Source organism: Cupriavidus necator A5-1, from assembly GCF_000744095.1.
Lineage (GTDB): Bacteria > Pseudomonadota > Gammaproteobacteria > Burkholderiales > Burkholderiaceae > Cupriavidus > Cupriavidus necator_A.
In genome coordinates, this window is record NZ_JQLI01000008.1 from 3675251 (window position 1) to 3695488 (window position 20238).

13 protein-coding genes are annotated in these 20238 nt (G+C 67.4%); 8 read left to right on the plus strand and 5 right to left on the minus strand.

The genetic code is table 11. From position 1 onward, the window contains the following. Positions 1–179: 179 nt before the first annotated feature. From K307_RS41115 to polA, 3 genes are all read right to left on the minus strand, one after another. Positions 180–1058, minus strand: a complete 879-nt coding sequence (locus K307_RS41115; RefSeq protein ID WP_042886750.1) for a dienelactone hydrolase family protein — start codon at positions 1056–1058, stop codon at positions 180–182. Between the two features lie 141 nt (positions 1059–1199). After that, a complete protein-coding gene (locus K307_RS41120) occupies positions 1200–2525 on the minus strand; it encodes an NAD(P)/FAD-dependent oxidoreductase (RefSeq protein WP_042886751.1) in 1326 nt (441 codons plus the stop codon). A 147-nt stretch (positions 2526–2672) separates the two neighbouring features. Continuing rightward, entirely contained in the window at positions 2673–5489 is a 2817-nt protein-coding gene (polA, locus tag K307_RS41125; protein ID WP_042886752.1) for a DNA polymerase I, read from the minus strand. 4 nt (positions 5490–5493) lie between these two features. Here polA and K307_RS41130 point away from each other — a divergent pair, with 4 nt between their 5' ends. The 4 genes from K307_RS41130 (at position 5494) to K307_RS41145 (ending at position 9051) form a co-directional block, all read left to right on the plus strand. Then, positions 5494–6441 (plus strand): TIGR00730 family Rossman fold protein, encoded by a 948-nt coding sequence (locus K307_RS41130; RefSeq protein WP_230626348.1) that lies wholly within the window; start codon positions 5494–5496, stop codon positions 6439–6441. 242 nt (positions 6442–6683) lie between these two features. Beyond that, complete coding sequence (locus tag K307_RS41135) at positions 6684–7118, plus strand: membrane protein (RefSeq protein ID WP_042886753.1); 435 nt, start codon at positions 6684–6686, stop codon at positions 7116–7118. Between the two features lie 127 nt (positions 7119–7245). Continuing rightward, a complete protein-coding gene (locus tag K307_RS41140; RefSeq protein ID WP_042886754.1) occupies positions 7246–8241 on the plus strand; it encodes a homoserine kinase in 996 nt (331 codons plus the stop codon). A 3-nt stretch (positions 8242–8244) separates the two neighbouring features. Continuing rightward, entirely contained in the window at positions 8245–9051 is an 807-nt protein-coding gene (locus K307_RS41145) for a BPSS1780 family membrane protein (protein WP_042886755.1), read from the plus strand. Between the two features lie 90 nt (positions 9052–9141). Here K307_RS41145 and K307_RS41150 read toward each other — a convergent pair whose 3' ends face one another. Beyond that, on the minus strand, positions 9142–9900 hold the full coding sequence (locus tag K307_RS41150) for an IclR family transcriptional regulator (RefSeq protein WP_042886756.1): 759 nt from the start codon (positions 9898–9900) through the stop codon (positions 9142–9144). Between the two features lie 242 nt (positions 9901–10142). Here K307_RS41150 and sauS point away from each other — a divergent pair, with 242 nt between their 5' ends. The 3 genes from sauS (at position 10143) to K307_RS41165 (ending at position 14627) form a co-directional block, all read left to right on the plus strand. Beyond that, the gene (gene sauS / locus K307_RS41155; RefSeq protein WP_042886757.1) at positions 10143–11612 is read left to right on the plus strand and encodes an acylating sulfoacetaldehyde dehydrogenase; all 1470 of its coding nucleotides are present in this window, start codon (positions 10143–10145) and stop codon (positions 11610–11612) included. Next, entirely contained in the window at positions 11609–13135 is a 1527-nt protein-coding gene (locus tag K307_RS41160) for an acyl--CoA ligase (RefSeq protein WP_042886758.1), read from the plus strand. Before sauS ends, K307_RS41160 begins: the two co-directional genes overlap by 4 nt. Positions 13136–13334: 199 nt before the next feature. Continuing rightward, complete coding sequence (locus K307_RS41165; RefSeq protein ID WP_042886760.1) at positions 13335–14627, plus strand: MFS transporter; 1293 nt, start codon at positions 13335–13337, stop codon at positions 14625–14627. 63 nt (positions 14628–14690) lie between these two features. Here K307_RS41165 and K307_RS41170 read toward each other — a convergent pair whose 3' ends face one another. Further along, complete coding sequence (locus K307_RS41170; RefSeq protein ID WP_042886762.1) at positions 14691–17039, minus strand: UvrD-helicase domain-containing protein; 2349 nt, start codon at positions 17037–17039, stop codon at positions 14691–14693. Positions 17040–17325: 286 nt separating this feature from the next. On the opposite strand from K307_RS41170, the gene K307_RS41175 reads away from it, so the two are divergent. After that, on the plus strand, positions 17326–20193 hold the full coding sequence (locus K307_RS41175) for a valine--tRNA ligase (protein WP_042886763.1): 2868 nt from the start codon (positions 17326–17328) through the stop codon (positions 20191–20193). Positions 20194–20238: the final 45 nt, after the last annotated feature.

A 20238-nucleotide genomic window follows, 5' to 3' on the forward strand; every position in this document is an offset into this window, starting at 1 on the left:
GCGTCGAATGGATGATGGGCTCCCGGGGTGACGGTGCCGCGGCCCCGCCGTTCCGCCCGCATTGCGCCGGGCGGCTAACGCAACAATGTTGCAATTACTCAAAGGCCGCATTGTACGTATCCGCCGGGACTTTGCAATCCTGCGATTGGCCGGAGGGCCCTGGGACAGGCCGGGGCGAGTCAGGCCACGCCGCGCTGCTTCAGCCAGGCCAGGCACTTCTGCCAGCCGTCCTTCGCATCCGCCTCGCGGTAACTGGGCCGGTAGTCGGCATGGAAGGCATGGCCGGACTCGGGGTAGACGATAAAGCGCGACGCCTTGGCATTGGCATTGGGCGAAGCTGCCAGCGCGGCCTTCATCTTCTCCACATGCTCGTGCGTGATGCCGGTGTCCTTGCCGCCGTACAGACCCAGCACCGGCGCATTCAGCTGGCCGGCGATATCGATGGGGTTCTTCGGCTTGAGCGGGTCGGGCACGCCGACCAGCTGCCCATACCAGGCCACCGCGGCCTTGAGCCGCTTGCTGTGCGCGGCGTAGAGCCAGGTGATGCGCCCGCCCCAGCAGAAACCGGTGATCGCCAGCCGGGAGGCATCGCCGTCGTTGGCGCCGGCCCATGCCACTGCCGCATCCAGGTCACCCATGACTTGCGCGTCCGGCACCTTGCCAACGACCTCGCGCAGCAGCTCCTGGACGGTGCCGAAGCTCTGCGGATCGCCCTGCCGGGCGAACAGCTCAGGCGCAATCGCCAGGTAGCCGAGCTTGGCGAAGCGCCGGCATACATCGGCAATATGTTCGTGCACACCGAAGACTTCGCTGACCACCAGCACCACCGGCAGGTTCTTCTTGCCTTCAGGCTGGGCGCGGTAGGCGGGCATGTTGAAGCCGCCCGACGGGATCGTGACCTCACCGGCGGTGAGCCCGGCAAAGTCGGTCTTGATGGCCTGCTGCGCCATCACCGGCAACGCGGCCGCCGCAAAGGCGGAACCCAGCGCCGTCTTGACAAACCCGCGGCGGTCGAACGTCTGGCCGGGGACGAGGCTTTCCACTTCCGGTTTGAGCATGCGTGTCTCCAAGGATCGTTGGTGGCTGGGCCGATGTGCGGCGCCAGCCGCCGATTTTAAGCAGACATGGAGAAAACATGGCACCGGGCGCACACCCGGCTGCCATGGTGGCAAGCCGGATGCGCAAGGGGCGCGATCGCCTTAGTGCAGCTTGACCCGGGGGCTGGTCTTGCTGCGCAGCCAGTGAGATACCGTATCCAGCGCCATGCCCACGGCGCCATGCAACGCCATGATGTGCATCCGGTACAGCGAGGTGTACATGAAGCGCGCCATCAGCCCTTCGATAAACATCGAGCCGCCGATCAGCCCGCCCATCAGGCTGCCCACCGCGCTGAAATGCCCGAGCGACACCAGCGAGCCGAAGTCCTTGAACCCGAACTTCGGCAGTGGCCGCCCGTCCAGCCGCGCGCGCAGCGCCTCATAGAGGAAGGTGGCCTGCTGGTGCGCCGCCTGCGCGCGCGGCGGCACGCTCGTCTGCTTTTCCGGCCACGGGCAGCTGGCGCAGTCGCCGAAGGCAAAGATATCAGGGTCGCCCTCGCTCTGCAGCGTCGGGCCGACCACGATCTGGCCCTGGCGGCTGACCGGCAGGTCCAGGTTGGCCAGTACCTGCGGCGCGGTGATGCCGGCCGCCCACACCGTCAGGTCGGCATCGATATGCTTGCCGCTGGCGGTCAGCACGGCCTGCGGCGTGACCTCGGTGACGCGCTCGCTGGTAAATACGCTGACATCGAGCTTGTGGAGCAGCTTGGCGGTCTCGGCCGACACCCGTTCGGACAGCGCCGGCAGGATGCGCGGGCCAGCCTCGATCACGTGGATGCGCACGTCGCGGCGCGGGTCGAGCCGGTGCAGGCCGTAGGCGCTGAGCACGTGGGCGGTGTTGCGCAGTTCGGCCGACAGCTCGACGCCGGTGGCACCGGCGCCGATGATGGCCACGTCCACGCGCGGACGGCCGTCCTCGCCCATGCGCCCGCGCCCGTTCTGGGCGCGCACGCAGGCCGCGATCAGCCGCTTGCGGAAGCGTTCGGCCTGCGCCACGGTGTCGAGCGCGATGGCGTTCTCGGCCGCGCCGGGCACGCCGAAGAAATGGGTGACGCAGCCGATCGCCAGCACCAGCGTGTCATAAGGCAATTCGCGCGCCGGCAGCAGCTCGGCGCCGTCCTGGTCGAAGCAGGCCGAGACCGCAATGGTCTTGCGGGTGCGGTCGATGCCGGTCAGCTCGCCCTGCTGGAACTCGAAATGATGCCAGCGCGCCTGCGCTGCATATTCCAGCTGGTGCGTGTTGGGATCCATGCTGCCGGCAGCCACTTCATGCAGCAGCGGTTTCCAGATATGGGTCGGCAGGCGGTCCACCAGCACCACCTGCGCCGCGCCCTTGCGGCCGAGCTTGTCGCCCAGCCTGGTTACCAGTTCCAGCCCTCCTGCCCCGCCGCCGACAACAACGATGCGGTGCGCCTTTGCTTCTGTCATGGTCTACCCGATGCGTTTTGTGAAATCTTTGCCTGAGGCATTTCCACAGTCTGCTGCATCGCAGCATGCCTTGCAAGCCGCAAAGCCCGACTCAGCAGTCGCTACATTCGATACCGCCAGGCAGGAGGCAGGTGGCCCGGGTGGCCTTCAGTGCGCTTCCTCCCAGTTCGCGCCGCTGCCGACCTCGGCCACCAGCGGCACGCGCAACTCCGCCACCGTGCACATCAGTTCGGGCAGCCGCACCTTGACCAGCTCCAGTTCGTGCTCCGGCACTTCCAGCACCAGTTCATCGTGGACCTGCATGATCTGGCGCGTCTGCAAGCCGTCACGCTCCAGCCATCCCTGCACTGCGATCATCGACAGCTTGATCAGGTCGGCGGCGGTGCCCTGCATCGGCGCGTTGATGGCGGCGCGCTCGGCGGCCTGGCGGCGCGGGCCGCTGCCCCCCTTGATGTCGGGCAGCCACAGCCGGCGGCCGAACACGGTCTCGACATAGCCCTGGTCGCGCGCGGTCTGCCGGGTTTCTTCCATGTAGTGGGCCACGCCGGGGTAGCGCATGAAGTAGCGGTCGATATAGTGCTTGGCGGCCTCACGCTCGATCCCCAGGTTGCTGGCCAGCCCGAACGCGCTCATGCCGTAGATCAGCCCGAAGTTGATCACCTTGGCATAGCGGCGCTGCTCGCTGCTGACCGCGTCGCGCTCCACGCCGAAGATCTCGGCGGCGGTGGCACGGTGGATGTCCTCGCCGTTGGCAAAGGCGCGCAGCAGGTTCTCGTCGCCCGAGATATGGGCCATGATGCGCAGCTCGATCTGCGAGTAGTCGGCCGACACGATCACGCTGCCCGGCTCGGCGATAAAGGCTTCGCGGATGCGGCGGCCTTCCTCGGTGCGCACCGGGATGTTCTGCAGGTTGGGCTCGGTCGACGCCAGCCGGCCCGTCACCGCGGTGGCCTGGCCGTAGCTGGTGTGGACGCGCCCGGTGCGCGCGTTGACCATCCTGGGCAGCTTGTCGGTATAGGTGGACTTGAGCTTGGACAGGCCGCGATAGTCCAGCAGCAGTTTGGGCAGCGGGTAGTCCTCGGCCAGCTTCTGCAGCACCTCTTCGTCGGTCGAAGGCGCGCCGCTGGCGGTCTTCTTCACCACCGGCAGCTTCATCTGGCTGAACAGGATCTCGCCGATCTGCTTGGGCGAGCCCAGGTTGAACGGCTGGCCCGCGGCCTCGTAGGCGGACTGCTCCAGCGCCAGCATGCGCTGGCCCAGCTCGGCGCTCTGCGCGGCCAGGCGCTCGGCGTCGATCAGCACGCCGTTGCGCTCGATCTTCTGCAGCACCACCGAGACCGGCATCTCGATCTCTCCATACACGTGGCGCAGGCCGGCCGCGGCCTCGACCTGCGGGAACATCTTGCGGTGCAGGCGCAGCGTTACATCGGCATCTTCGGCGGCGTACTCGGTGGCGCGCGCCAGGTCGATCTGGTCAAAGCAGATCTGGCCCGCGCCTTTGCCGCACACCTCTTCATAGGTAATGGTCTTCAGGTTGAGCAGGCGCTCGGCCAGGCTGTCCATGCCGTGGTTGCGGTGCGAGGCCAGCACGTAGCTCTGCAGCATGGTGTCGTGGAGCACGCCGCGCAGCGTCACGCCGTGGTTGGCGAAGACATGGATGTCGTACTTGAGGTTCTGGCCCAGCTTGGGGCGGCTGGCATCCTCGAGCCATGCGCGCATGCGCTCCAGCACGAACTCGCGCGAGAGCTGGCCGTGGTCGGGCGGCCCGGCCACGTCCGGGCCGCGGTGCGCCACGGGGATATAACAGGCCACGCCCGGCTCGGCCGACAGCGAGATGCCCACCAGCTGCGCCTGCATCGGGTCCAGCGAGGTGGTCTCGGTATCGATCGCCACCAGCGGCACGGCTTCGATGCGGCGCATCCAGTCCTCGAGCATGCCTTGGGTGGTGACGGTCTCGTAGCGGATCTCCGTGGGCGCGGCTTCCTCGGGCTGCTGCGCTTCGCTGCCGGCCGGGGCTGCCGGCGCATCGAACAGGCCGCCTTGCGCCGGCGCCGCGGCCGCGCGGGCGCGCGCCTGGGCGCGCGCATCGGGCAGGCTCTCGCCGGTCGCTTCGCGCAGCCAGCTCTTGAAGCCGTAGCGCGAGAAGAACGCCACCAGCTTTTCCTTGTCCTCGCCGGTTTCGCGCAGCGCGTGGAAGTCCGCCACCGCCGCGCTCAGGTCGCAGTCGGTCTTGACCGTGACCAGCTTGCGCGCCATCGGCAGCCACTCCAGCGTATTGCGCAGGTTCTCGCCGACCACGCCCTTGATGCCGGGCGCGGAGGCCATCACGGCGTCGAGCGAGCCATGCTCGGCCAGCCATTTGACCGCGGTCTTGGGGCCGACCTTGGGCACGCCCGGCACGTTGTCGACCGCATCGCCGATCAGCGACAGGTAGTCGATGATGCGCTCGGGCGGCACGCCGAACTTGGCCACCACGCCGGGGGGATCGAGCACCTCGCCGCTCATGGTGTTGACCAGCGTGACCTGGTCGTTGACCAGCTGCGCCAGGTCCTTGTCGCCGGTGGACACCACCGTGCGCACGCCCTGCTCGGCGGCCTGGCGCGACAGCGTGCCGATCACGTCGTCGGCCTCGACACCGTCCACCACCACGATCGGCCAGCCCAGCGCGCGCACGGCTTCGTGGATCGGCTCGATCTGGCGCGCCAGGTCTTCCGGCATGGACGGGCGGTGTTCCTTGTAGGCCGGATACATATCGTCGCGGAAGGTCTTGCCCTTTGCGTCGAATACGCAGGCGCTATACTCTGCCGGGTAATCGTTGCGCAGCTTGCGCAGCATGTTGATCATGCCGTAGATTGCCCCTGTGGGCAGACCCTCTCCATTCCTCAGGTCCGGCAGAGCGTGATAAGCGCGATACAAATAGCTCGATCCATCGACGAGCAAGAGTGTTTTTGGACTATCCGACATTCCCATGGACTCAAAATTGACTGGTGCCGCTGCAGGCGGTGCTTCGACCGCCCCCCTTGCTGATCCGGATGTTTCCGATATCTCCGGCGATACCGTACAACCCCCGCCGGAGGCTGCTTCCGAACACGCCGCGGCCATAGCCGCCGCAGCCGATGCCGCCGCCGCGGGCCATCCGCCCGAAGTGGCGGCTGAAAAAGCCGCCGCGGCGGCCGCGCGTGCCAATCCGCGCAAGATGATTCCCAGCCTGCGTGCGCTGGCCGACGAAGACCGCGCTACCGCAAAGAAGGCGCGCGCTTCGTGGCAAATGTTCACGATTATGGCAGAGTTCATCGAGGCGACCGAGTACCTCTCCGAGATCCGCCCGGCCGTGTCGATCTACGGCAGCGCGCGCCTGCGCGAGGATTCGCCGTACTACCAGCGCACCATCGAGATCGCGCGGCTGTTCTCGGATGCCGGCTTTGCCGTGATCTCGGGCGGCGGCCCGGGCATCATGGAAGCGGCCAACAAGGGCGCGCATGCCGGCAAATCCGCCAGCGTGGGCCTGAACATCGAACTGCCGCACGAGCAGCAGGGCAATCCGTACCAGGACATTGCCATGCGCTTCCGCCACTTCTTTACGCGCAAGGTCACCTTCGTCAAGAACTCGGACGCCTTTATCGTGATGCCGGGCGGCTTCGGCACGCTCGACGAGCTGGCCGAGGTGCTGACGCTGGTGCAGACCGGCAAGTCGCGCTCGGTGCCGGTGATCATGTTCGGCAGCCGTTTCTGGAAGGGCCTGCTCGACTGGTTCCGCTTCACGCTGCTGCCGATGGGCCTGATCGCCGAGCACGACCTGGACCTGATGAAGATCGTGGACGAACCGCATGAAGTGCTGGAAGCGGTCTACGACTACTACGAGCGCCGCGGCGGCGACAAGCCGATTCCGCCCAAGGAAGAAATGTTCTACCTGTAAGGCCGGCGGGCCGGACGCGGCGCGCGACGCCCTGCCGCAAGGCGCGTTCCCGGCACACCGCGCCGTTGCGCAGGTGCCCCACGGGGCACGGCGGCGGCCTGCGCACGGCAGGAATTGCTAGAATGGAACTTGTCCGTCTGCCAGTCCCGGCGCCGCCGGGGCGCAGACCCACCGCCAGTCAAACTGCCGCATGCCGCGGCGCTGCGCGCCCGATACGCCACAGCGCTGCACAGGAGCACCTGATGACCTCCCCTTCACCCGTCCGGTCCAACCGGTTCGTCGCCGTGGCTGACGAACCTGAACCTGCCAGGCTGTCCCTGGCCCGGATCGCCGCCATCGCGGCCGCCGCGCTGGCGCTGGCCGCCCCCGGCCTGGCGCTGGCCCAGGAAAGTCAGCAAAGCAACGCGCTGACCCAGCAGGAGCTGAACCAGATCAACAACCAGCCGATCGCCCCGGCGGCCAAGTCGCAGCTGAACCAGCCGCGCCAGCCGAGCTTCCAGCTCAACGAGCGCGACGGCACGCAGGTACGCGAGTACCGCAACAAGGGCCGGGCCACCGATATCCAGGTCCAATCGGGTTTCGGCACCAAGTATGAGATGAGCAAGCCGGAAGACAGCTCGCCCAGGATCCGCGAGCACGACGTCAACCGCGTGCCGTCGGTCAACCTGAAGTTCTGAACCCCCTTACCCACGGCCTGGCGTAGAGCCAGGCCGCGCCGGCCCTCCGGCAGTCATGCCGCGGCGGCGGACCGCGTTTTGTCCGCAACTGCCTCCGCCGCTTTCCGATTTGCTTCACACAACGAGTATGGCCGTATTCACCACGGTCTCGCAGGACGAGATCGCCCGCTGGCTGCTGGATTTCGACCTTGGCGAAGTGCGCGAACTGCGCGGCATCGCCACTGGCATCGAGAACAGCAATTTCTTCCTCACCATGGAGCACGAGGGCCAGACGCGCCAGTACGTGCTGACCATCTTCGAGCGCCTGACGTTCGCGCAGCTGCCCTACTACCTGCACCTGATGGCGCACCTGGCCGAAAGCGGCATCCGCGTGCCGGCGCCGATCCCGGCGCGCGACGGCGAGATCCTGCGCCCGCTCAAGGGCAAGCCCGCCACCATCGTCACGCGGCTGCCCGGGGCATCGCAGCTGGCGCCCGACGCGCAGCACTGCGCCGAAGTGGGCGACATGCTGGCGCGCATGCACCTGGCCGGCCAGGACTACCCGCGCCGCCAGCCCAACCTGCGCAGCCTGCCGTGGTGGCAGAAGACGGAAGCCGAGATCCTGCCCTTCCTCGATGCCGGCCAGCGCGCGCTGCTGCAGCAGGAGATCGCCCACCAGGCCGCGTTCTTCGCCAGCGCGGACTACGCCGGCCTGGGCGAAGGCCCCTGCCACTGCGACCTGTTCCGCGACAACGTGCTGTTCGAAGAGGACGGCAGCGGGCGCCACCGGCTGGGCGGCTTCTTCGACTTCTACTTCGCCGGCAACGACAAGTGGCTGTTCGACCTGGCGGTCACGGTCAACGACTGGTGCATCGACCTGGCCAGCGGCGAACTCGACCACGAGCGCGCGCAGGCGCTGCTGCGGGCTTATCATGCGGTCAGGCCGCTGACCGGCACCGAGGCCGCGCACTGGCAGGACATGCTGCGCGCGGGTGCGCTGCGCTTCTGGGTATCGCGACTGTGGGACTTCTACCTGCCGCGCGAGGCCGACATGCTGCAGCCGCACGATCCGACCCATTTCGAACGTATCCTGCGCCGGCGCCTGGACGCGAACCCCGCGCACGCCCCGCTCCCCTGGATCTGATCAATGCAATTACTGGAAGTCCCTGCCAAGGAAGGCTACGTCTGGTTCCGCCAGGGCATCTGGCTGTTCCGCAAGAATCCGCTCACGTTCCTGATGCTGCTGTTCGTCTACCTGATCGCCGCGCAACTGGCGATCGTGGTGCCGCTGATCGGCATCATCGCGCTGCTGGTGTTCACGCCCGGCCTGTCGGTCGGCGTGATGACCGCGTGCCGCGACGTGATCCAGAACAAGCGCGTGATGCCAACCGTGCTGCTGGCGGGCTTTCGCACCAACGGCAAGGAAGCCACGCGCAACCTGCTGGTGCTGGGTGGCATCTATGCCGGGCTGGTGTTCGTGCTGGGCCTGGTCGCGGGCTCGGTGGTGGACATGAGCGCGCTGGTGCCGATCGTGCTGAAGGACGAGGCGCCGTCGGCCGAGGCCGTGCGCCAGCTCTACTACGCGATGATGATCGGCGCGCTGCTGTACACGCCGATCGCGATGATGTTCTGGTTCGCGCCGTTGCTGGCCGCCTGGCACGGCGTGCCGCCGGTCAAGGCGCTGTTCTTCAGCTGGACTGCGTGCTGGCGCAATCGCGGGGCGTTCTTCACCTATGCCGTGCTGTTCGCGATGCTGCTGGTGGCGATTCCGTTCTTGCTGGAGGCGGTGTTCAGCGCGTTTGGAGCGGAGACGGTGTTGTCGTTCCTGGTCACACCGTATTCGCTGCTGATGCTGGCGATCCTGTACTGCTCGTTTTACGCTACCTACCGCGGCTGCTTCAACGTGACGCCGCCGGGGGTCGAACCTTCGGCGCCGATGGCGCCGGGCGCCTGAGAGCCTCCCACTCGCTGAGTGTGTGCTCCCTCTCCCGCAAGCGGGAGAGGGAGCAAACCAGCGGCACGTGATTCCCTTTCGCGCCGCCCCCTATTCACTGAACGTCTTCACCATCGCTTCTGCCGCCTGGCGCAGGTCCGGCACAAACGTCATCAGCTGGTCCATCGACATGCGCGCCAGCGGCACCTGCACGGCAATCGCCGCGCAGGCACGGTTGCGGTCACGCATCACCGGCACCGCGACCGCAATCATCCCTTCCAGGTTTTCCTGATTATTGACGCCCAGGCGCCGCCGCCGCGTCTCGGACAACTCCGCGTGCAGCGCCTCGGCATTGGTGATGGTGTGCGCGGAGTGCGCGCGCAACGGCAGGCTGGCCACCAGGCGCTCGCGCTGCGCGCTGGGCAGGAACGCCAGCAACAGCTTGCCGCTGGCGCTGCAGTGCAGCGGCACCCGCGACCCCGGCTGCAGGTGCATGCGCAGCGGCCATTGTGTTTCCACCCGGTCCAGGTACACCACGTCGTCGCCCGACAGCATGGTCAGGTTGCAGGTCTCCCCGACCTTGTCGACCAGTTGCTGAAGGATCGCGTGCCGCGCGGCTGCGGGCCCGGCCTGCATCAGCACGTTGACAGCGAGCTGGCGCACCCGCGACGAGCACTCGTAATGGCGGTTGCCGGCCGTGCGCGACACCAGCCAGGTGCTTTCCAGCTGCTTGAGAAGGCGGTGCACGGTCTGCTTGGGCAGCCCGATGGCCTGCACGATGGCCGACAGCGACATGGGTGCATCGGCAGCGGACAGGATCTCGAGAATGCGGAAAGCGCGCACCGCGGCGGCGTTCGAATGATTGCTCATGGATTGAATTTAGAAGATTCCGGGACGCCTGCGCGTCCCGAAAACTGATAACTCCTTCGCACGCCCGCTGCGCGCTCGCGAAAGCGCACAAATTGGGACTGACTGTCCGGCCAGCTTCACTAGATTCGATGCGGGGCCGGCCAAACCTGCTACTCACCGCGACGCACCGCGGCTCACCTGCCGCGAAGTGCACGACACAGCAGCCGCGACGACCCCACCCGTCCAAACCGCGGAGTCGATCCATGAGTGTGCAATTACTGCATCCCCGGCAGTCCAACAATTCCGATTTGCCCCTACCGCAGGCCTCACTGCCCGACCAGGCAGCCGAAGCCGTCACAGCGATCGTGGCCAGGGCGCGGCAAGCGCAGCGCGAGTTCGCGCGTGCCGACCAGGCCACCGTTGACACAGCCGTCGCCGCCGCGGCGTGGGCCATCATGGAGCCCGCGCGCAACCGCGCGCTGGCCGAGCGTGCCGTAGCCGACACCGGGCTGGGCAACATCGACGACAAGCTGCGCAAGAACCACCGCAAGACGCTGGGGCTGCTGCGCGACCTGCATGGCCGCAAGACCGTGGGCGTGATCGCGCAGGATGCCGCGTCAGGCATCACGGAGATCGCGCGGCCGGTAGGCGTGGTCGCGGCCATCACGCCGTCGACGAATCCCGCAGCCACGCCCGCCAACAAGATCATCAACGCACTCAAGTGCGGCAACAGCGTGGTCGTGGCGCCGTCGCCCAAGGGCCAGGGCACGTGCGAGCTGCTGCTGTCGTTCATCCATGCCGAGTTCGCCCGCGCCGGCCTGCCCGCCAACCTCGTGCAGATGCTGCCGGCACCGGTCTCCAAGGCCGCCACCGCGGCGCTGATGCGCCAGGCCGACCTGGTGGTCGCGACCGGCTCGCAGGCCAACGTGCGCATGGCCTACACCTGCGGCACGCCGGCCTTCGGCGTGGGCGCCGGCAATGTGGCCTCGGTCATCGACGCGAGCGCCGCGCCGGCCGACGCCGCGGCCAGGATCGTGCGCTCCAAGACCTTTGACAACGCCACCAGCTGTTCGTCCGAGAACAGCCTGGTCGTGCTCGACGTCATCTACACGCCCATGCTCGAAGCGCTTGCCGCAGTCGGCGGCGTGTTGCTCACGGCCACGGAAAAGGCGCGGCTGCAGGCGCTGATGTGGCGCGACGGCAAGCTGGCCGGAGCCTTCACCGGGCAGAGCGCGACGCGCATCGCCGAACTCGCCGGGCTGGAGCGCGTGCGCGCGCTGCAGCCAACCATGTTGCTGGTCGAGGAAACCGGAGTCGGCAGCGACTATCCCTTCTCCGGCGAAAAGCTCTCGCCCGTGCTGACGCTCTACCGCGCCGCCGACTTTGCCGCGGCAGTCGCATGCGTGGCGCGCCTCTATGCCTATATGGGCGCCGGGCATTCGGTCGGCCTGCATTCGTCCAATCCGCGCCAGGCCTTGCAGCTGGGGCAGGACTTGCCGGTCGCGCGCGTGATCGTCAACCAGGCTCACTGCTTCGCCACCGGCGGCAATTTCGACAACGGCCTGCCGTTCTCGCTGTCGATGGGCTGCGGCACCTGGGGCGGCAACAACTTCTCGGACAACCTCGGCTGGCGCCAGTACCTCAACATCACCCGCATCGCCGTGCCGATTGCCGAGCGCGTGCCCGATGAAGCCGAGCTACTGGGCGACTACTTCGCGAGGGTCGGCAAATGAACGCGCGCACCGATCCCCGAGTCGACACCCTGGCCGGGCTGCTGGCCACGCGTGCCGCGCAATGGCCCGACAAGCCGTACCTGTTGTCCCCGGACAGCGGCAACGTACTCACCTTCAGCGCGCTGGCTGCCGACGCCGACACGCTGCGCCGCCGCTATGCGGCAGCCGGCCTCGCCAGCGGCCAGACGGTGTCGGTGTACCTGCCCAACGGCGAGCAGACCGCGCGGCTGCTGCTCGGCACCATGGCCTGCGGGCTGGTCGTCAATCCGATCAACCTGCTGTGCCAGCCGGCCCAGCTGCGCTACATCCTCGCGCATTCGGACACGCGGCTGGTTTTCACCTGGCCCGACGGTGAAGCAGCCATCCGCGCGGCGCTGTGCGAAGCCGGGCTGGACGTGCCGGTGGTCGTCACCAAGCCGGACGGCGACAGCCTGCCGCCATTGCCCGCCATGCGCGAAGCAACAGCGCCGCTGTCGCCACCACAGCCCCATGCCCCGGCGCTGCTGATGTACACGTCCGGCACCACCGGCACGCCCAAGGGCGTGCTGCTCACCCAGCACAACCTGGTGACCAACGGCGCCAACGTCAGCCGCGAGCACTGCCTCGGCCCGGACGACCGCGTGCTGGCGACGCTGCCGCTGTACCACATCAACGGCCTGGTCGTGACGGCGATCGCGCCCCTGGTGCACGGCGGCTCAGTGGTGATGCCGATGCGCTTCTCCGCCAGCGGCTTCTGGAAGGACATTGCGCGCCATGGCTGCACCTGGCTCAACGTGGTGCCGACCATCATCGCCTACCTGCTGAACGATCCCGAGGGCCAGGCGCCCGGTGGCGTGCGCTTTTGCCGCTCGGCCTCGGCCGCGCTGCCGCCCGAGCACCACCGCGCCTTCGAGGCGCGCTTCGGCATCGGCGTGATCGAGACCATGGGCATGACCGAGACCGCCGCGCCGGCCTTCAGCAATCCGCTCGATCCGCGGCGGCGGCGCATCGGCAGCATCGGCCGGCCCTCCGGCACGCGGGCGCGCGTGCTCGGGCGCGACGGCCAGCCGCTGCCCGACGGCGAGGTCGGCGAGATCGTGCTGCAGGGCGAGAACGTGATGGCGGGCTACTACAAGGCGCCGGAGATCACGCTCGAGAGCTTCACCGCCGATGGCTGGCTGCGCACCGGCGACCTCGGCTACCGCGATGCCGACGGCTACTTCTACATCACCGGCCGTGCCAAGGAACTGATCATCAAGGGCGGCGAGAACATCGCCCCGCGCGAGATCGACGAGGCCTTGCTGCGCCACCCGGCCGTGCTCGAAGCCGCGGCAGTGGGCGTGCCGGACCCCGCCTACGGGCAGGAGATCGTCGCCTACGTGGTGATGCGCGAGGCGGCGCCCTGCGATGACGCGGCGCTGCGCGCGCACTGCTTGCGCGAGCTGGGCCGCTACAAGACGCCGAAGGAGTTCCGCTTTATCGCCGAACTGCCACGCGGCCCGTCGGGCAAGGTGCAGCGGCTCAGGCTGCTGGACCACGCCTGAGCGTCCCGCCTGCCTTTCCACAACCCTTGCGAAGGAGCCTGCCGACCGATACACGACTCAACACCAGACAGTTTGCTCAAGGACGGGGCAGCGCGGCCAAACGCCGCGCCCCCGGCGAGCCGAAGGCGCATGGCTATGGACCAGCGCCGGCCGCCCGCCCCGTTATCGCCACGCGCACGCACCGCGCAAAGGAGGTGGTATGAAGCAACGATTCAAGACCCGGCACATGATCCTGGGCGTCATGTGTTTGATGTATTTCATCGCCTATATCGACCGCGTCAACATTTCGGTCGCCGCCCCGCTGATCCGTGAGGAAATGGGGCTGACCTCGTCGCAGCTGGGGCTGGTGTTCTCGGCCTTTGCCTATCCCTATGCCGCCATGCAGATCCTCGGCGGCTGGATGTCGGACAAGTTCGGGCCCAAGAAGGTGCTGATCGCGCTGTCGCTGATCTGGGGCGTGGCCACGGTGCTGACCGGCTTCGCCGGCAGCGTGCTGATGCTGGTGGTGCTGCGCTTTGCGCTCGGTATCGGCGAAGGCGGCGCGTTCCCGACCGCGACGCGCGCCTTCACCTACTGGATGCCGGTGGCCGAGCGCGGCTTCGCGCAGGGCATCACGCACAGCTTTGCGCGGCTGGGCGGCGCGATCACGCCGCCGGTCGTGCTGGCCATCGTCGCAGCTGCCGGCTGGCGCGAAGCGTTTATCGTGCTGGGTACGGTCAGCCTGGGCTGGACCGTGCTATACGCCTTCGTGTTCAAGGATTCGCCCGACCAGCACAGCCGCGTGAGCGCACAGGAACTGCAGGAAATCGGCTACCAGCGCGGCGAATGCCAGCAGGCGGCCAAGGCGGCCACGCCCTGGCGGCGGCTGTTCCGGCGCATGTGGCTGGTGACCTTCGTCGACTTCTGCTACGGCTGGTCGCTATGGGTCTACCTGACCTGGCTGCCGTCGTACCTGAAGGAAGCGCGCGGCTTCGACCTGAAGCAGCTGGCGCTGTTCACGGCGCTGCCGCTGATGGCGGGCGTGGTGGGCGACACCCTTGGCGGCGTGCTGTCCGACCGCATCTTCCGGCGCACCGGCAACCTGCGGCTGGCGCGCGGCGCGATCCTGTTCCTGGGGCTGGCCGGCTCGCTGATGTTTATCGTGCCGATGACCGCCACGGCCGATGCCGTCAACGCCGTGATCCTGCTGTCGCTGTCGTTCTTCTTCCTGGAGCTGACCAATGCCGTGCTGTGGAGCCTGCCGCTGGACATCGCGGGCAAGTACGCCGGCACCGCGGGCGGCATGATGAACACCGGCTTCGGCCTGGCCGGCATGGTGTCGCCGGTGGTGTTCGGCTACCTGATCGAGCGCACCGGCAGCTATGACCTGCCCTTCATGATCTCGGCAGCGCTGCTGGGCGTGGGCGCGCTGGCTTCGCTGTTTATCAACCCTCTGCAGACGGTGGACAGCCCCGAGCAGGAGGACAGCGAGGTGCGCCATGCCCTGCCCTGAAGCAGGCTGAGGCGCAACCCGAGGCGCCTGAATGCGGTGCGCCTGCCCGCGAAGCGGGACCGGTCAGTCGATCGCGTCCAGCTTCGCCACCGACAGCGCCAGCCACTTGGCGCCGTGGCGCTTGAAGTTGATATTGGCGCGCGCATCGGCGCCCTCGCCCTCCAGCGCGGTGATCACGCCTTCGCCGAACTTGTTGTGGAACACCGACTGGCCCACGCGGAAGCCGGTGCCGGCCTCGCGCTTGGCATCCGCGTAGCCATTGCCGTTGTCCATGCCGCCGGTCGGGCGCGTGCCGGTGTAGGGCACGTCTTCGGGCTTGCGGAACCAGTCCTTGCCCCACGCGTTGTCCCGCTCCTGCTTGCGCACGCCGCCGTAGCTCTGCGCCGGCGGCGTCAGCCACTTGAGCGAGGCCTCGGGCAGTTCCTCGAAGAAGCGCGAGCGCACGTGGTAGCGCGTCTGGCCGTGCAGCATGCGGCTTTGCGCGAACGACAGGAACAGCCGCTGGCGCGCGCGCGTGATCGCCACGTACATCAGCCGCCGTTCTTCCTCCAGACCGTCCGGGTCCATCATGCTGTTCTCGTGCGGGAACAGCCCTTCCTCCAGCCCGGTGATAAACACCACGTCGAACTCCAGCCCCTTGGCCGCGTGCACGGTCATCATCTGCACCGCGTCCTGGCCGGCCTGGGCCTGGTTGTCGCCAGCCTCCAGCGAGGCATGCGTCAGGAACGCGACCAGCGGCGTCATCACCACCGGCAGCGCCTCGGGATCCAGCACCTGTTGTGACTGGTCGCCTTGGGCCAGTGTCGGGGTCGGCGCGGCGCGGTCCACGGGAATCGCGGCGGCCAGCGCATCCAGCCCGTAACCCTCCTCGACCACGAAGGCCTGCGCCGCGGTCACCAGTTCCTGCAAGTTCTCGATGCGGTCCTGGCCTTCCTTCTCGCCCTGGTAGTGGGTGATCAGGCCGCTGGTGTTGATCACGTACTCGACGGTCTCCGCCAGTGTCATGCGCCGGGTCTCGTCGCGCATCCGCTCGATCAGCCGCGTGAACGCCGCCAGCTTGCTGCCGGCCGCGCCGGGCACGTAGGCCACCGCCTCGGCCAGCGCGCAGTCGTACTGGCGCGCCATGTCCTGCAGCACTTCAAGCGAGCGCGCGCCGATGCCGCGCGCCGGGAAATTGACCACGCGGCCAAAGGCGGCATCGTTGCGCGGGTTCTCCAGCAACTGCATGTAAGCCAGCGCGTGCTTGATTTCGGCGCGCTCGAAGAAGCGCAGGCCGCCGTACACACGGTACGGGATGCCGGCGGAAAACAGCGCATGCTCGATCACGCGCGACTGCGCGTTGCTGCGGTACAGGATCGCGATCTCGGCGCGGCTGGCGCCCTGCGCGATCTGGTCGCGGATTTCGTCGATGATCCAGGCGGCCTCCTGGCCATCCGAGCCGCCGTGGAACACCCGCACCAGCTCGCCATGGCCGGCGTCGGTGCGCAGGTTCTTGCCCAGGCGGCGCGCGTTGTGCGAGATCAGGTGGTTGGCCGAATCCAGGATATGCCCGTGCGAGCGGTAGTTCTGCTCCAGCTTGATCATCCGGCGCACGCGGAATTCATGCTCGAAGTCGCGCATATTGCCGACGTTGGCACCGCGGAAGGCGTAGATGCTCTGGTCGTCGTCGCCTACGGCAAACACCGCGGCCGGGTTCTGCGTGCCATGGCCGGCCAGCAGCTTGAGCCACCGGTACTGCAGCACGTTGGTGTCCTGGAACTCGTCGACCAGCACATGGCGGAAGCGGTGCTGGTAGTGCTGGCGGATCGCGTCGTTATAGCGCAGCAGCTCGTAGCAGCGCAGCAGCAGCTCGGCAAAGTCGACCACGCCCTCGCGCTGGCACTGCGTGTCGTAGGCGGCGTAGAGGTCGACGAAGCGCTTGTTGAAGTCGTCGTTGGCCTCGACATCGGCCGGGCGCAGGCCCTGTTCCTTGGCGTTGTTGATGAAGTACTGCAGGTTCTTGGCCGGGTACTTCTCGTCGTCGACGTTGAGCGACTTGAGCAGCCGCTTGATTGCCGAGAGCTGGTCCTGGCTGTCCAGGATGGCAAAGGTCTGGGGCAGCCCGGCGTCGCGGAAATGCGCGCGCAGCAAGCGGTTGCACAGGCCGTGGAAGGTGCCGATCCACATGCCGCGGGTGTTGATCGGCAGCATCGCGGACAAGCGCGTCTGCATTTCCTTGGCGGCCTTGTTGGTAAAGGTCACCGCCAGGATGCCGGCCGGCGAGACATGCCCGTTCTGGATCAGCCAGGCGATGCGCGTGGTCAGCACGCGGGTCTTTCCGCTGCCAGCGCCCGCCAGGATCAGCGCCGGCTCGTCAGGCAGGGTCACGGCGGCTAGTTGTTCGGCGTTCAGGTTGGCAAGCAGGTCGGACATCGGAGGGGCCTTGTGGAATGGCGTCGATTATACCGGTCGGCCCTGCCCGATCCGTCACATCCGCTGGACGAAAACCATCTTGGCCCGAGCCGGGAACCAGCGCCGGCAACCTCTGGCCGGCCGGGCCCGCCGTCCACAAAATAGGCACCGCCCGGCCTGCCCCCGTATAATTTGGCGTTTCACTGGCGCAAGGCCGGCCCGCGGGCCGGCGCCGGCCGCCAGGCGCAGGCCGCAGCCCCGCGCTGAACCCTGCGACGCACCCAGACGCCAACATCGACATCCCAGCATGACCGCCCAAGACCAATCGCTTGCCAAGAGCTTCGAACCCGCCGCCATCGAGGCGAAATGGGGCCCCGAGTGGGAGAAGCGCGGCATCGCCAAGCCGACCTTCGACCCTGCCCGCCCGGACTTTGCGATCCAGCTGCCGCCGCCCAATGTGACCGGCACGCTGCACATGGGCCACGCCTTCAACCAGACCATCATGGACGGGCTGACGCGTCACGCGCGCATGGCAGGGGCCAATACGCTGTGGGTGCCGGGCACCGACCACGCCGGCATCGCCACGCAGATCGTGGTGGAGCGCCAGTTGGAAGGCGAAGGCGTGTCGCGCCACGACCTGGGCCGCGAGAAGTTCACCGAGAAGGTGTGGGCCTGGAAGGAAGAGTCGGGTTCGACCATCACCCGCCAGGTGCGGCGCATGGGCGCGTCGATCGACTGGAGCCGCGAGTACTTCACCATGTCGCCGGAGATGTCGCAGGCGGTGACCGAAGTCTTCGTGCGCCTGCACGAGCAGGGCCTGATCTACCGCGGCAAGCGCCTGGTCAACTGGGACCCGGTGCTGGGCACCGCCGTGTCCGACCTGGAAGTCGACAGCGTCGAGGAAGAAGGCTCGCTCTGGCATATCCGCTATCCGCTGGTCGAGGCTGACTCCAAGGGCGGCCTGACCGACCTGACCGTGGCCACTACGCGCCCGGAAACCATGCTCGGCGACGTAGCCGTGATGGTCCACCCGGAAGATGAGCGCTACGCGCACCTGATCGGCAAGTTCGTGCACCTGCCGCTGACCGGCCGCCAGATCCCCGTGATCGCCGACGAATATGTCGATCGCGAATTCGGCACCGGCGTGGTCAAGGTGACCCCGGGCCATGACTTCAATGACTATGCCGTCGGCCAGCGCCATGACCTGCCGCAACTGTCGATCCTGACGCTGGACGCCAAAATCGTTGCCGACGCCCCGGCCGCCTACGCCGGCCTGGACCGCTTCGACGCGCGCCGGGCCATCGTCGAGGACCTGGACAAGCGCGGCCTGCTGGTCGAGGTCAAGAAGCACAAGCTGATGACCCCGCGCAGCGAGCGCACCGGCAGCGCGATCGAGCCGATGCTGACCGACCAGTGGTTCGTCGCGATGAGCAAGCCGGCGCCGGAAGGCACCTTCTACCCCGGCCGCTCGATCGCCGAGGTGGCGCTCGAAGCCGTGCAGAGCGGCGAGATCAAGCTGGTGCCGGAGAACTGGATCAGCACCTACAACCAGTGGCTGGGCAATATCCAGGACTGGTGTATCTCGCGCCAACTCTGGTGGGGCCACCAGATCCCGGCGTGGTATGACGATGCCGGCAACTGCTTCGTCGCCCGCACCGAAGAGGAAGCTGTCGCCAAGGCCAGGGCCGCCGGCAGCACCGGCGCGCTGCGCCGCGAGGAAGACGTGCTCGACACCTGGTTCTCGTCGGCGCTGGTGCCGTTCTCCTCGCTGGGCTGGCCCGAGGAAACGCCCGAGCTGCAGCACTTCCTGCCGTCGTCGGTGCTGGTCACCGGCTACGACATCATCTTCTTCTGGGTGGCGCGCATGGTCATGATGACCAAGCACTTCACCGGCAAGGTGCCCTTCCACACCGTCTATGTGCACGGCCTGGTGCGCGATTCGGAAGGCAAGAAGATGAGCAAGTCCGAGGGCAACACCCTCGACCCGGTGGACCTGATCGACGGCATCGACCTCGACACGCTGCTGAAGAAGCGCACCACCGGCCTGCGCCGTCCCAAGGACGCGCCCAAGATCGAGAAGAAGACGAAGAAGGAATTCCCTGAAGGCATTCCCGCCTTCGGCGCCGACGCGCTGCGCTTCACCTTCGCGTCGCTGGCCACGCTCGGCCGCAATATCAACTTCGACACCGGCCGCTGCGAGGGCTACCGCAACTTCTGCAACAAGCTGTGGAACGCGACCCGCTTCGTGCTGATGAACACCGAGGGCCATGACTGCGGCATGGGCCCGTGCAACAACGACTGCGGCCCGGACGGCTACCTCGACTTCTCGCAGGCCGACCGCTGGATCGTGTCGCTGCTGCAGCGCGTGGAGGCCGACGTCGAAAAGGGCTTCGCCGAGTACCGCTTCGACAATATCGCCAACGCGATCTACAAGTTCGTCTGGGACGAGTACTGCGACTGGTACCTGGAACTGGCCAAGGTGCAGATCCAGAATGGCACCGACGCCCAGCAGCGCGCCACCCGCCGCACGCTGCTGCGCGTGCTGGAGACGGTGCTGCGCCTGGCGCATCCGATCATCCCCTTCATCACCGAAGAGCTGTGGCAGAAGGTTGCGCCGCTGGCTGGCCGCGCCAAGGGGGATGGCTCCGAGACCATCGCGCTGCAGCCCTACCCGCTGCCGGCCGTCGCCAAGATCGACGAGCAAGCCGAGCAATGGGTCGCGCGCCTGAAGGAAGTGATCGATGCGTGCCGCAACCTGCGTGGCGAAATGAACATCTCGCCGGCCCAGCGCATCCCGCTCTACGCCGAGGGCGACAGCGCCTTCCTGAAGGCGGCAAGCGCACATATCCAGGCATTGGCGAAACTTTCTGAGGTTCAGGTCTTCGAAGATGAAGTGTCCCTGCAGGCGGAAGGCGCCGGCGCGCCGGTCGCCATCGCCGGGGGCAACCACCTGCTGCTGAAGATCGAGATCGACGTGGCCGCCGAGCGGGCGCGCCTGTCGAAGGAAGTCGAGCGCATCGGTGGAGAAATCGGCAAGTGCCGCGCTAAGCTCTCCAACGAGAGCTTTGTGGCGAAGGCACCGCCCGCCGTGGTGGCGCAAGAGACGCAGCGCCTCGCCGATTTCGAGCAGACGCTGGCCAAGCTGCAGGGCCAGCTGCAACGGCTGCCAGCCTAACGGGCAGCCGGGACGCCCCTGCCAGGCCGTGATTCCGTCCGCTTC

Excerpts from the sequence above, each read along its gene's own strand:
- K307_RS41115 (WP_042886750.1), bottom strand. The coding sequence starts at position 1,058 with ATGCTCAAACCGGAAGTGGAAAGCCTCGTCCCCGGCCAGACGTTCGAC.
- K307_RS41120 (WP_042886751.1), bottom strand. The coding sequence starts at position 2,525 with ATGACAGAAGCAAAGGCGCACCGCATCGTTGTTGTCGGCGGCGGGGCA.
- polA (WP_042886752.1), bottom strand. The coding sequence starts at position 5,489 with ATGTCGGATAGTCCAAAAACACTCTTGCTCGTCGATGGATCGAGCTAT.
- K307_RS41130 (WP_230626348.1), top strand. The coding sequence starts at position 5,494 with ATGGACTCAAAATTGACTGGTGCCGCTGCAGGCGGTGCTTCGACCGCC.
- K307_RS41135 (WP_042886753.1), top strand. The coding sequence starts at position 6,684 with ATGACCTCCCCTTCACCCGTCCGGTCCAACCGGTTCGTCGCCGTGGCT.
- K307_RS41140 (WP_042886754.1), top strand. The coding sequence starts at position 7,246 with ATGGCCGTATTCACCACGGTCTCGCAGGACGAGATCGCCCGCTGGCTG.
- K307_RS41145 (WP_042886755.1), top strand. The coding sequence starts at position 8,245 with ATGCAATTACTGGAAGTCCCTGCCAAGGAAGGCTACGTCTGGTTCCGC.
- K307_RS41150 (WP_042886756.1), bottom strand. The coding sequence starts at position 9,900 with ATGAGCAATCATTCGAACGCCGCCGCGGTGCGCGCTTTCCGCATTCTC.
- sauS (WP_042886757.1), top strand. The coding sequence starts at position 10,143 with ATGAGTGTGCAATTACTGCATCCCCGGCAGTCCAACAATTCCGATTTG.
- K307_RS41160 (WP_042886758.1), top strand. The coding sequence starts at position 11,609 with ATGAACGCGCGCACCGATCCCCGAGTCGACACCCTGGCCGGGCTGCTG.
- K307_RS41165 (WP_042886760.1), top strand. The coding sequence starts at position 13,335 with ATGAAGCAACGATTCAAGACCCGGCACATGATCCTGGGCGTCATGTGT.
- K307_RS41170 (WP_042886762.1), bottom strand. The coding sequence starts at position 17,039 with ATGTCCGACCTGCTTGCCAACCTGAACGCCGAACAACTAGCCGCCGTG.
- K307_RS41175 (WP_042886763.1), top strand. The coding sequence starts at position 17,326 with ATGACCGCCCAAGACCAATCGCTTGCCAAGAGCTTCGAACCCGCCGCC.